This is a genomic window from Streptomyces sp. NPDC001339, from assembly GCF_042895955.1.
Lineage (GTDB): Bacteria > Actinomycetota > Actinomycetes > Streptomycetales > Streptomycetaceae > Streptomyces.
In genome coordinates this window covers 14,346-27,262 of the sequence record NZ_JBIAWT010000006.1, presented here as the reverse complement: position 1 = coordinate 27,262, position 12,917 = coordinate 14,346, and the positions used below count along the sequence as shown (strand labels likewise).

8 protein-coding genes are annotated in these 12,917 nt (G+C 75.2%); 7 read left to right on the top strand and 1 reads right to left on the bottom strand.

Translation table 11 applies throughout. The annotated features are described in order from the left end of the window. The first annotated feature begins 99 nt into the window (after positions 1-99). The 4 genes from pcp to ACFY12_RS18355 all read left to right on the top strand — a co-directional run bounded on the left by pcp (position 100) and on the right by ACFY12_RS18355 (position 8,267). Positions 100-744 carry a pyroglutamyl-peptidase I gene (gene pcp, locus ACFY12_RS18370; protein ID WP_390716850.1) on the top strand — a complete coding sequence of 215 codons (645 nt, stop codon included), beginning with the start codon at positions 100-102 and terminating at the stop codon, positions 742-744. A 143-nt stretch (positions 745-887) separates the two neighbouring features. Further along, complete coding sequence (locus ACFY12_RS18365) at positions 888-2,411, top strand: hypothetical protein (RefSeq protein ID WP_390716849.1); 1,524 nt, start codon at positions 888-890, stop codon at positions 2,409-2,411. A 127-nt stretch (positions 2,412-2,538) separates the two neighbouring features. Next, complete coding sequence (locus tag ACFY12_RS18360; RefSeq protein ID WP_390716848.1) at positions 2,539-3,477, top strand: hypothetical protein; 939 nt, start codon at positions 2,539-2,541, stop codon at positions 3,475-3,477. 68 nt (positions 3,478-3,545) lie between these two features. Beyond that, the gene (locus ACFY12_RS18355; protein ID WP_390716847.1) at positions 3,546-8,267 is read left to right on the top strand and encodes a hypothetical protein; all 4,722 of its coding nucleotides are present in this window, start codon (positions 3,546-3,548) and stop codon (positions 8,265-8,267) included. Between the two features lie 88 nt (positions 8,268-8,355). Here the strand turns inward: ACFY12_RS18355 and ACFY12_RS18350 are convergent, their stop codons facing one another. Further along, complete coding sequence (locus ACFY12_RS18350) at positions 8,356-8,877, bottom strand: hypothetical protein (RefSeq protein ID WP_390716846.1); 522 nt, start codon at positions 8,875-8,877, stop codon at positions 8,356-8,358. A 196-nt stretch (positions 8,878-9,073) separates the two neighbouring features. On the opposite strand from ACFY12_RS18350, the gene ACFY12_RS18345 reads away from it, so the two are divergent. The 3 genes from ACFY12_RS18345 to ACFY12_RS18335 are packed head-to-tail and all read left to right on the top strand — an operon-like array spanning position 9,074 to position 12,812. Then, positions 9,074-11,965 carry a nitrate- and nitrite sensing domain-containing protein gene (locus ACFY12_RS18345; RefSeq protein ID WP_390716845.1) on the top strand — a complete coding sequence of 964 codons (2,892 nt, stop codon included), beginning with the start codon at positions 9,074-9,076 and terminating at the stop codon, positions 11,963-11,965. Then, positions 11,962-12,402 (top strand): roadblock/LC7 domain-containing protein, encoded by a 441-nt coding sequence (locus ACFY12_RS18340; protein WP_390716844.1) that lies wholly within the window; start codon positions 11,962-11,964, stop codon positions 12,400-12,402. The genes ACFY12_RS18345 and ACFY12_RS18340 overlap by 4 nt, the downstream gene beginning before the upstream one ends. Continuing rightward, entirely contained in the window at positions 12,399-12,812 is a 414-nt protein-coding gene (locus ACFY12_RS18335; protein ID WP_390716843.1) for a DUF742 domain-containing protein, read from the top strand. The genes ACFY12_RS18340 and ACFY12_RS18335 overlap by 4 nt, the downstream gene beginning before the upstream one ends. Positions 12,813-12,917: the final 105 nt, after the last annotated feature.

The following is a 12,917-nucleotide window of genomic DNA, read 5'->3' as shown; positions in this document are numbered from 1 at the left end:
CTTTTGACCGCCTTCTGGGGCGCCTGCCCCGCCTGCCGTCCGGCCCGCCACCGCACGACGATCCGCACCGCTCGAGCAAGGAAGACGGAAGAAGACCGTATGACCCGGGTACTGCTGACCGGATTCGCGCCCTTCGACGGCGAAGCCGTCAACCCCTCCTGGCAGGCGGTACGCGCCGCCGCGGCCGAACCGCCGGCCGGTATCGAGGCCTTCGCCGTCGAGCTGCCCTGCGTCTACGGAGCGTCGCTCGCGGTGCTGCGGGCCGCGATCGAGGACACCCGCCCCGAGCTCGTGCTCTGCGCCGGCCAGGCGGGCGGTCGCCCCGACATCACCGTCGAACGCGTCGCCATCAACGTCGACGACGCCCGGATACCCGATGGCGCGGGCGCCGAACCGATCGACGAGCCGGTCGTGCCCGGCGGCCCCGCCGCGTACTTCTCCACCCTGCCCGTCAAGGCCTGTGTGGCGGCCGTCCGCGCCGCCGGGCTGCCCGCCTCGGTCTCGAACACCGCCGGCACCTTCGTCTGCAACCACGTCTTCTACGGACTCGCCCACCTCATCGCCACCGAATTCCCCGGGATCCGCGGCGGGTTCGTCCACGTCCCCTACGCACCCGGACAGGTCACCGACCGGTCCCAGCCGTCGCTGCCGGTGGCCGAGGTGGCCCGGGCCCTCCGGGAGATCACCGTCACCGCGGCCCGCACGCGCACCGACATCCGCGCGGCCGGCGGGGCCACCCACTAGCCGTCGCGGACCACGCCGTAGAATGACGCACCGGCCGACGCGTCGCCCGGCAGCCGCCCGTCAACGGATCCACCAGCCGTTCCGCCGTGAGCGGATCCGCGCCGTTTCGTCCGTTGTCAGTGCGACCGCCTACTCTGTGCGACGTGACTCATCCCGCCCCGGGGCCCGCTGCGCCCCAGCTCAACGGGGGTAACCGCCCCGCGCCGGGCCCGGCCGCCGACGAAGGCCTGGCCCGCCGGCTGCGTGCCCTCGCCTGCACCGCGCCGCTGCACGACCTCGACGTGCGCAAGGCCAACCTCGCGGGCGAGTACGGGGTCTACGCGATGGCGGAGGTGGCGCTCGCCGTCATCGACCTCGTCACCCTCAACATGGACTTCGACACCGGCGCCGACCACGAGGAGATAGTGGCGAAGGTGCTCCCCCGGGTGGCCGCCCAGACCCCCGGCCGCCCCACGGGCGAGCACGAGCGCGTCGCCCGCTGGGTGCTGGAGAACCTGATCAACGTCGGCAGTGTCGACCGCGGCTTCCGCGCCGTCTACGGCACCTTCACCACCGACGGTGAGTACGTCCGCCGCGACTACGACTTCAAGCTGATCGAGGAGGTCCCCGGCGCCGGCGGCACCGTCTACCTCCGCGCCACCGACGAAGCGGTCAATGTGCTGGTCGGCGCGCTCGACACGGACGTCACAAGTGCCCAGATCGCCGCCGAGGTCAAGCTGGAGGTGCTGATCAACCGCGGCCGGCTGGCGGACGCCCAGCTCGCCGCGGAACAGGCCCGCTACCGCACCGTCCAGTACGCCGAGGCGCTGCGCCGCACCCTGGACGCCACCCGGCGCAATGTCCGCGCGGTCGACTGGCTGGAGACCGTCCCCGACATGATCAGTGAGGCGCTCGATCACGTCGCGGAGCGCTACCGCCACGAGAACGCCATCCTCACCAACATCCGCAAGGCCCGCGACGAGACCGAGGAGCCCGACCACAAGCGCCGCGCCGCCGAACTGGTCGACATCGTCAAGGACTGCATCCGCCGCCACACCCAGCTCCAGTCCCGGCTGCTGGAGGCCGGCCCGCTGTTCCGCGCCGAACAGGACCGCCAGGCCTTCGCCGCCCCGGCCGCCCGCTCCGGGCTCGACCTGTACGGCCAGCTCGTCGCGCCCGTGCTGCCGCTCCCCGCCGAGCAGGCCATCCGCGTCACCGACGCCTTCTTCGCCCAGGGCACGGGCCTGCGCACCCCGTCGTCGGTCCGCGTCGGAGACCTCGTCGAGATGCTCCTCACCCCGCCCGTGGAGCGGGAACACCTCGGTGCCGAGATGCCCGAGCCCGATCTGGTGGCCACCCCCGACGACAGCCGCTTCAGCGAGGCGCAGCTCGACGCGGCCATGGCGCTGCTCGATCTGCCCGCCGACGCGCCCCGCCGGCTCTCCGGCCTGCTCGCCGAGGCCCGCCGCAGCGATCCCGAACTCCCCTACCTCGTCGCCCTGCTGGCGGTGCACGCCGCCAGTCCGCCGGTCGGCACGGCCTACCGCCAGGGCGAGCAGCAGCTGCTCTTCGCCGTCGACGACGGCACGGAGCTGATAGACCCCGAGTTCGGCGGCGCCGACCTCATCGTCGGCACCGCCCTACTGGACGCCGCGGGGATGGCGGCCGACCGCTCGGAGGTGGCCTGATGCACCACATCCAGGGCGTACCGCCGATACCCGGCGCCGGCCGCCGCCGGCCCCTGCCACCGCCCGGCCGCCGTCCCGTACACCGGCAAGCGCACATCCCGACCGTCCCCCGCAAGGAGCCTGTCCCGTGATCCAGTACGACGCCGACGAGGTGCCGCAGCCGGACCCGGCGTCCGGGACCGGCGAGCCGGGCCGGGGCGCGCCCACCGCCGACGCCGAGCCGGCAGCGGTGCGGCCCGCGTCCTTGGCCCCGGCCGACGCCGCCGACGCCGCGCGGCTGGTGTCGTTCGGGCTCCAGCCCAAGCTGCTGCCCGCCCGCGACGCCGAGTACGGGGAACTGCTGCGCCGCTATCGGGACGAACCCGCCTTCGCGCGGCTCGCCGACGCCGTCGCCACCGGTCTCGGACTGGTCGTCCTGGAGGTCTCCACCCGCGCCGGCATGGCCGTCACCGCCTCCGAGGACTCCGTCTTCGCGGTACGGATGGGCGACTACGCCCGCCGCGCCTCCGCCGACTCCGCCGACCGCTTCCTGCACGGCCTGGCGCATCTGGCGGTCGCCGCGCTGGCCTTCCCGCGCCCCGAGGACCTCGCCGACGACGGCTACATCGGCCGGATCACCGTCAACGGCGTGGACGCGTTCGTACGGCAGGCCTGCCGCCGCCTGGAGGAGCGTGCCGAGCAGGAGGGCGAGAACACCGACCCGGTCGCGGATGCCCCCGGCCTGGAGTCCGCCTGGCGGATCTACGCCCGGCGCAGCGCGACCGGCGCCACCAAGGACGCCCGCCGGCTGGCCGGTTCGACCACCGGCATCATCGCCAAGGCCGTCACCTTCCTCGTCGACTCCGGCTTCCTCCAGCGCACCGGCGACGACGCCGGAGGCACCTACCGCACCACCGCCCGCTACCAGCTCCAGGTCCGCGACATGGCCGGCGGCGCCGCCATGGCCGAGCTCCTGGACCTGGGCATCGTCCCCGTCAGCGACGGCAGCGGATCGCTCCTCCCGGGCGAGGACACCGACGACCTCGACCTGGTCGCGGACGCCGGGCTGCCGTTCCACTCGGGCTGACCGCACCGCCACCGGCCGCCGCCGCCCACCGCACGCCACCGACCGCACCACGACAACGAGAGTCCGCCATGTACGAGCTGTCCCGGGTCCGCCTCTACTCCATCGGGCCGGCCGGTGCGCGCTATGCCGACACCGTGCTGGACCTGCGGGGAGTCGGTGCCCCCGTGCCCCAGCCGGCACCGGCCCAGGCGGATTTCTTCGAGGACGAACCGGTCGGCCCGCCGCGCCGCCCCGCCCCCGCCGGCGTGCTCTTCCTGGAGAACGGCGGCGGCAAGTCCGTCCTCCTCAAGCTGATCTTCTCGGTCATGCTGCCCGGCCACCGCAACACGCTCGGCGGCGCCAGTTCCGGCGTGCTGCGCAAGTTCCTGCTCGCCGACGACTGCGGCCATGTCGCCCTGGAGTGGCAGCACGTCCTCACGGGCGAGACCGTGGTCGTCGGCAAGGTCAGCGAATGGCGCGGCCGGCAGGTCTCCAACGACCCGAGGAAGTTCGCCGAGGCCTGGTACAGCTTCCGGCCCGGCCCCGGTATGAGCCTGGACTCGCTGCCCGTCGCCGAGGCCACCATCGTCCGCCCCCGCCAGGAGAACGAGGGCAGCTCGGGCGCCCAGGGCCGCCGCCGCACGATGAAGGGCTTCCGCGACGTCCTCACCGAAGCCGGGAAGAACTACCCCAATCTGGACGTCGTCTGGGAGGAGATCCACGAGCGCTGGAACGAACACCTCGGCGAGCTGGGCCTGGACCCGGAACTCTTCCGCTACCAGCGGGAGATGAACGCGGACGAGGGCGAGGCGGCCGGCCTGTTCGCGGTCAAGAACGACTCCGACTTCACCGACCTGCTGCTCCGCGCCGTCACCGACACCCGCGACACCGACGGCCTCGCCGACCTCGTCCACGGCTTCGCCCACAAGCTCGGCCGGCGCGCGGAGCTCACCGCCGAACGGGACTTCACCGCCGGCTCTCTCGACCTGCTCACCCGCATCGCCGACGCCGCCGAACAGCGCGAACGCGCCCGCGAGGTGCACGCCGGCGCCGAGCGCCGCACCCGCGGCCTGGCCCAGCGGCTGCACGCCCGCGGCACCGAGGAGCGCGGCCGCGCCGCCGAGCTGGCCGAACAGGTCGCCACCGCGGCCCACCGCGTCACCGACGCCGAGCGGACCCGCGAGCGCCGCGCCCTGGTCTCCGCCGAACTCGCCTACCGGCACGCCTCGCTGGCGCTCGCCGCCGCCGAGAAGGGCGCCGCCGCCCAGCGCCGCGAGCTGAACGACGCCCGCACCCTGCACAGCGCCTGGCAGGCCGCGGAGACCGTGCTGCGGCACCGCGCCGCCGCCGACCGCTCCGCCCGGGTCGCCGCCGCCATCCGCGAGGCCGAACGGGACGCCGCCCCGGCGCTCGCCGCCCGCGCCACCGCCGCCGCCGACCTGGTCCGCGCGCTGCACGCGGCCGCCGAGGCCGGGGAGCGGATCGCCAACGAGGAGGAGGAGCGCTCCGCCGCCCTCCAGGAGGCCGGCGAGTCCGCACACCGCAACGCGACCACCGCCGCCACCCACGCCCAGCGCGCCCGCAGCGAGGCCGACCACCTCAAGCAGCGGCTCGCCGAGGTCGCCGAGGAGACCGCCGAGGCCGTCCGGGCCGGCTGGCTCGACGACAGCGCACCGGACGCCGACCCGGCCCGCGCCGCGCTCGCCGCCTCGGACGCCGAGAAGACCGCCGTCGAGGCCTGGGACGCGGCCCGTGAGACGGCGCGGCAGGCCACCGACCGGGCCCGTGAGGCGACGTCCCGGCACTCCGCCGCCGAACTCGCCGCGGCCCGTGCCGAGGACGCCGCCGAGGCCGCCGGCCGGTCCTACGACGCCGAGCGCCGGGCCGCCGAGTCGATCGGCGCCGAGCAGCGGCTCGCCGAGCTCCTCGGGCTCCCGCAGACCCCGGCGAAGCCGGTGGCCGTGCCCGCGCCCCGTACGGCGACGGCCACCCCCGAGCAGAGCACCCCGCGCCGCCCCGCCGCCGCGGGGCCGCTGACCGCCGAGGAACTGGACCGTAACGCCGACGCGCTGCGGGAACTGCTGGAGGACGGTGTCGCGGCCGCCGAGCGGCAGCTCTTCGACCTGCGCACGGCCGCCGCGGACGACGCCCGGATCCTCGGCGCGCTGGGCGACGGCGGCCTGCTGCCCCCGGGCCCCGACGTGCTGGCCGCGGTGGAGTACCTGGGCGAGCACGGCGTCCCGGCGCTGCCCGGCTGGCGCTACCTCGCCCAGTCCGTGGCCCCCGCGGACCACGCCCGGGTGCTCGCCGCCCGCCCCGAGCTCGTCGACGGCGTGATCATCACGGACCCGGACACCCACGCCCGGGCCCGCGAGGTGCTCGCCCAGGCCGCGCTGCTGCCGCGCTCCGCGGTCGCGGTGGGCACCGCCGCCGCGCTGCTCGCCCCCACCCCGGCCCCCGACGAGCGGGACACGGACGTCTTCCTGGTCCCGCCGAACCCGGCGATGCACGACGAGTCCGCCGCCGACGAGGAGCGCCAGGCGCTGCGGACCCGCGCGGCGGCGCGGGACGAGGAGATCCGGGCGCTGGCCGCACGCCTCGCCGGGGACCGCGCGCTGGCCGCCCGGCTCGGCTCGTGGCGTACCGGCTGCCCGGCCGGCCGGCTCGCGGAACTGGCCGCCGCCGCGGAGCGGACCCGTACGGCCGCGGACGAGGCCGCCGCCGAACTCGCCGAGGCCCGTGCGGCCCGCGCCGAGGCCGAGGAACTCGCCGCCGAAGCCACCGCGGTGCGCGACGCACGGCAGGAGGCCGCGCAGCGCGCCCGCCGGGCCGCCGACCTGCTGGCGGGGCTCGCCCACCGGCTGCGGGAGCGCTCCGCCTGGCAGTCCCGGATGCGGGAACTCGCCGATGAGGCGGCCGAGTTCGAGGACCGCGCCGAGGAGCGCGTGGACCGCGCCCGGGCCGCCGACGAGGACCGTCGGGCCGCCCAGCGCGCCGCCGACGACGCCCGGCGCACCGCCCACGCCCTGCGCGCCGAACGAGCCGAGATCGCCGGCGTACCGGACGACCTGGAGGAGACGCCCGAGGCCGCGCACGCCTCGCTGCCGGCGCTCCGCGAGGCCTACCGCGCCGCCTCCCAGCTCTACGAGAAGGTCGGCGTCGGCGCCGATCTGCGCGCCGAACAGGCCCGGGCCGAGGGAGACGAGTCGGCCGCGCTGGCCGAGCTGAACCGCCTCACCAACAAGGTCCGCACGCGCGCCGAGACTCTTCTGGAGAGCCCGGACGCCGCCGACGGCCCGTCCCGGCAGGCCGCCGCCGCCCGCGCCGAATCGCTGGTCCACAAGCTGGAGAGCCGGGCCTCGGCCGCCAGCGAGCAGCTCGGCCGGCTGCGCGGCGAGGCCGAGCGGCTCGCTCCCACGGACGGCGAGGCGCACACCGAGCTGCCCGAGGAGCTGGTGCCGGCGGACGCCGACCGCGCCAAGGAGCTGCTGCGCACCGCGTCCGGTGAACTGGCCACCGCCACCGAGGCGCTGGAGGGCGCCCGGGAGCGGCACGAGCAGCTGCTGCGCGCCCACCGCGCGGCCGAGGACGCGGCCGGCGGATTCGACGAGACCGCCGCCCTGCTGCGTGATCTGCTCCGGGACCACCAGGACACCGAGGACGGGGCGGAGGCGCCGATCGAGCCGTACGCCGGCTCCCTCGCCGACGCCCGGCAGGCCGCCGCCGAGTCCCGCCGCTCGCTGCGCGGCTGTGCCGCCGACCTGTCCGCCGCCGAGGCCGCGGTCCGCGAGGCCTCCGACGTCCTCGTACGGCACGCCAACTCCACCCGCTACGAACAGGTCCGCACCCCCGCCCGGCAGCAGATCCGCGAGCTGCCCGCGGCAGCCCTGCCGGACCACGCCGCCAAGTGGGCGGAAGCCTTCGCGCCCCGGCTGCGGGTGCTCACCGACGAACTGGCGCAGCTGGAGCGCAACCGCGACTCGATCGTCGACCGGCTCCGCGGCATGGTCGAGTCGTCGCTGACCACCCTGCGCTCCGCCCAGCGGCTGTCCCGGCTGCCCGAGGGGCTGGGGGAGTGGTCGGGCCAGGAGTTCCTGCGGATCCGCTTCGAGGACCCCGACCAGGCCACGCTCGCCGAGCGGCTGGGCGAGGTCATCGACGAGGCCACCCGCTCCGCCGTCAAGAAGAACTCCGACCTGCGCCGCGACGGGATGTCCCTGCTGCTGCGCGGGGTGCACGCCGCCCTCCAGCCGCGCGGCGTGGCCGTGGAGATCCTCAAGCCGGACGCGGTGCTCCGGGCCGAGCGCGTCCCCGTCGGCCAGATGGGCGACGTCTTCTCCGGCGGCCAGCTGCTGACCGCCGCGATCGCCCTGTACTGCACGATGGCCGCGCTGCGCAGCAACGACCGGGGCCGGGACAAGCAGCGGCACGCCGGCACGCTGTTCCTCGACAACCCCATCGGCCGCGCCAACGCCACCTATCTGCTGGAGCTCCAGCGGGCCGTCGCCGATGCGCTGGGCGTCCAGCTGCTCTACACCACCGGCCTGTTCGACACCACCGCGCTGGCCGAGTTCCCGCTGGTCATCCGGCTGCGCAACGACGCGGACCTGCGGGCCGGCCTGAAGTACATCAGCGTCGAGGAACACCTGCGGCCCGGCCTGCCGCAGCAGGACCCGGCCGGGGACGTGGTGCACGGCGAGATCACCGCGACGCGGATGTTCCGCCGCCCCGAGGAGCGTTCCGACGAGCCCGCCCCCGAGGAGGAGACGAACGAGGAGGAGACGAACGAGCAGGGGGCGAACGCCGGCTGACCGGACCCGCGGACGTGCGGTGACCCGTGCGGGGGGCTGCGGTCACCGTCGCCGTGGCAGGTGGGTGTGCCGGTATGCCGGCAGCCCGTCAGGGATCCGTCAAGGGGGGACTCTCCGGCGGGGCGGCCCGGCGGGCCCGCCGCCGTTCGCGGCGCAACTGCCGTGCCGTGCTGCTCGGTTGTGAGTGCACTCCGTGGCGCTGCACCCAGACCTGCCGGGTCACCCAGACGTCGAGCACCGCCCAGGTGGCGACCACGGTGGCGGCGACCGTGCCCAGTGCCGCCGGGAAGGCGAACCAGGAGCCGGCCAGGGTGGTCAGGAACGCCACCATCGCCTGAATCAGGGTGATCGCCACGATGATCACCGCGCGCACCGCGGCCGTACGCACCGGGTCGGGCATCCTGGGCCGGGCCGTCGGCTCCTCCTCCCACAACGGTCGCCATCCGGTGTCCATGAACGCGTCACACTCCCCGTACTCTCCCAGAATGCCCGGCTCCAGGGCGGTTGCCCGGGTTTCACCGGTTACCGTCCCACGGTGCGTACCCCACCCCCTCCATGGTCGGGCACCGGAACGGCACGGAGTGCCCCGGGGCGGAGCGGAACCGGCCAACCTGCCCCCCCGGACTCGCCGGGAATCGTAGGGGCGGGCTTTCCGGGAATGGCCGGACAACGTATGACGATCCCGCCCCGGAGTTCTGACCCGGCGTCATACGGGGCCTTCGGGTTGGTCACCCGGCAGTAGTAGGCTCACGCCGTTTGTTGACGGAACACCGCTCCCGGGCAACGGGGTTGACGGAGGGGAGGCCATGCGCTTTCGCGGAAAGTCGGTCCGCCGGAAGATCGTGGCACTGCTGCTCGTACCGCTGGTGTCCCTCACGTCCCTGTGGGTGTTCGCGACGTATCTCACGGGCCGCGAGGCCAACCGGCTGCTGGCCGTCGGCAACGTCGTACAGCGCCTGGGCCACCCCGTCGAGGACGTCCTCCAGGCCCTCCGGCATGAACGCCGCCAGAGCCTCCGCTACCTGGCCGACCGGCGGGGCGCCGACGCGCTCGGAGCGCTCCACGGCCGCACCCGCGCCACCGACGAGGCCCTCGCCCGGCTGCGCGCGGACGCCGCCTCCCGCGACGTCCGCGAGGATCTGACCGACGGCGCCGGCGACCGGCTGGACACCGTCCTCAGGGGCCTGGCCGCGCTCCCCTCGCTGCGCGCCCGAGTCAAGGACAACACCGCCACCCGCGACGAGGCCATGGAGGGCTACAACTCCCTGGCCGATCCCGGCTACGACTTCCTGGCCGCGCTCCACACCCCGGAGAACGCGGAGTTGGACAAGCAGGGGCGCGCACTGGTCGGCCTCGCCCGCGCCCGTGAGGCCGTCTCCCGCGAGGATGCGCTGATGTCCGCCGTACTCGCCTCCGGCACCATGAGCGGACGCGATCTGCGCGCGCTCTCCGACCGGGCCGCCGAGCGCCGTGTCCTCTACGGCACCAGCCTCCCCCTCCTCCCCGCCGAGGACCGCGGCGGCTACGAGGACTACTGGCGCTCCGCCCCGGCCCGCGAACTGGCCTCGTACGAGGACCGGGTGATCGCCGCCGGCGCGCGGGCCGGGCCGCGGGCGGTCAACGCCGAGCGCTGGAGCACCACCGCGGGCAGGGTGCTCGGCGACCTCGAACGGCTGGACAAGGACGCCGGCGACCGCTATCAGGAACGGACGGCACCGGTCGTCACCCACACCCTGCTCAAGGCGGCCGTCGCCGGAGTGCTCGGCTTCGTCGCCCTGCTGGTCTCGGTCATCGTCTCGTTCCGCATCGGCCGCCGCCACGTCCGGGACCTGACCCGGCTGCGCAAGGCCGCCCACGAGGTCGCCGGCGTACGGCTGCCGAGCGTGATGCGCCGGCTGGCGGCCGGCGAGCAGGTCGATGTGGAGACCGAGGCACCCCGCCTGGAGTTCGGCCCGGACGAGACCGGCCAGGTCGGCCAGGCGCTCAACACCCTCCAGCGGGCCGCCGTCGAGGCCGCCGTCAAACAGGCGGACATGCGCCGCGGAGTATCCGAGGTGTTCGTCAACCTCGCCCGCCGCAGCCAAGTGCTGCTGCACCGCCAGCTGACGCTCCTGGACGCCATGGAACGGCGCACCGAGGACACCGGCGAACTCGCCGACCTCTTCCGGCTCGACCACCTGACCACCCGTATGCGACGGCACGCCGAGGGCCTGGTCATCCTCTCCGGAGCGGCCCCGTCCCGCCAGTGGCGCAAACCCGTCCAGCTGATGGACGTGGTGCGGGCGGCGGTCGCCGAGGTCGAGGACTACGAGCGGATCGAGGTGCGCCGGCCGCCCCGGCTCGCGGTGGACGGCCCCGAGGTATCGGACCTCACCCACCTGATCGCCGAACTCCTGGAGAACGCCACGGTCTTCTCGCCGCCGCACACCGCCGTACAGGTGCTCGGCGAGCGGGTCGCCAACGGCTACACCCTGGAGATCCACGACCGCGGCCTGGGGATGGCGCCCGACCAGCTGCTGGAGGCCAACCTCCGGCTCGCCGAGACACCGGAGTTCGAGCTCTCCGACACCGACCGGCTCGGGCTGTTCGTGGTCAGCCGGCTCGCCCGGCGGCAGCACATACGGGTCTGCCTCCAGCCCTCGCCGTACGGCGGCACCACCGCCGTGGTCCTCATCCCGGGCGAGATCCTCACCGAGACCGCCGGCGGCGGCCGGGCGGACGACGCGGCGGCTGCGGTCCCGCTCTCCGGCGGTCCGGTGGAGCTCGAAGAGCCCCTGGGGCCGGAGGAGTCGGGGCCGGCCGAGGGCGAGGGCGTCCTGTTCGGTAGCCGCGCCGGTGACCGCGCTGGGGAACGTGCCGGTGACCGCGCCAGGGACCGGCGAGGCGAGCGGCACCGGGCACCCGGCGCGGACCGCGGACGCGGCACCGATCGCAGGCGCGAGCGAGCGCGCCGCGGCCCGGGTGCGGCTCCGTCCCGGCCGGCCACCGGGCCGCGCGGTATCGCGGCCCTGCCACCCGTCTCCGGCGGCGAACCGCATCAGCAGACCCGGGACCAGGCGCCCGGGGGCCCTTCCTCGGCTGCCGCTGAGGGGACCCCCGTCAGGCCGAAGGCCGGGGAAGGACTCGCGCCGCTGCCGCGCCGCCCCCGCCCGCCGGTGCTGGTCGCCGACCATGGCCGGACGGTCGAGGGCCGGGGCCGCGAGGACGACGCGGACGCGGTGGACGGGAACGCGGTAGGCGGGAACGCGGCGGACTCATCCGGTGGGAAGCCGCCCGCCCGGCGTCCGTCCGACGCGGACACGGGCGCCGACGCGGACACCGTCGCCGGGGCGGACACCGGCGTCGGGGCGGGCGACACCACCCCGCCGCCCCGGAACCCGCCGCGGGCCACCACCTCCACCGGGCTGCCCCGCCGCGTCCGCCAGGCCAGCCTGGCACCGCAGCTCAGAGCGGAGGGCGGCCCCGAGCAGCCCCCGGGCGACCGACGGCCCGAGCCATCCGCGGACGACCGGGACGCCGAAGCGGTACGCGCCCGGATGGCCTCGCTCCAGCGCGGCTGGCAGCGCGGCCGCCGCGACCACGGCGATGACGACCACGGCGATGGCGACAACTGCGACGACAAAGGCGACGACCACGGCGACGACTCGCCGGAGACTGACGCACCACCAGGAACCACAACGGGAGGGGACGGTCCATGACCGCATCGAAGGCAGCAGCGACCACCGCATCGGGTCCGGCGAGGGGATCCGGTGAGCTGAACTGGCTCCTGGACGAGCTGGTCGGCCGGGTCGGCTCGATCCGCAAGGCCCTCGTCCTCTCCAGCGACGGCCTGGCCACCGGCGCCTCGAAGGACCTCACCCGCGAGGACGGCGAGCATCTGGCCGCGGTCGCCTCCGGCTTCCACAGCCTGGCCAAGGGCGTCGGCCGGCACTTCGACGCCGGACGGGTCCGCCAGACCATCGTCGAACTGGACGAGGCGTTCCTCTTCGTCAGTGCGGCCGGCGACGGCAGCTGCCTGGCCGTACTGGCCGATGCCGACTCCGACGTCGGCCTGATCGCCTACGAAATGACCCTGCTGGTCAAGCGGGTGGGTACGCACCTGGGCACCGCGCCCCGGTCCGTCCCGTCCACATGAGTGGGCAGGGCGGCCGGGCGGCGCGGGAGCGGGCGGCGGCCCGCTGGTACGACGACGAGGCCGGTCCCGTCGTCCGGCCGTACGCCATGACCCGCGGGCGCACCCGTACCGGCGCGGCGGGGCGCCTCGACCTGATCGCCCAGGTGGTCGCCGAGAGCCGTACGCCGCGGGCCGCCGACGACGGGACGTTGGCGCCGGAGCACCTGGAGATCGTCGAGCGCTGCCGTCGGGCGCCGGTGTCGGTCGCCGAGCTGGCGGCCGGACTCGACCTTCCGGTCGGGGTCGTACGGGTCCTGATCGGCGACCTGCTCGACGCGGACCTGGTCCGGGTCGGTCGGCCGGTGCCGCCGGCCGAGCTGCCGGACGCCGAGGTGCTGCGCGAGGTGATCGACGGCCTTCGCGCACTCTGACCATCGACGACCATCGACGGCCTTCGCGCACTCCGACCGGGGCCAGGGCGCCTCAGGGCCTCTCCGATGGATCAGCTCCCAGGACGTCGGCCTGTCCGATGGGAC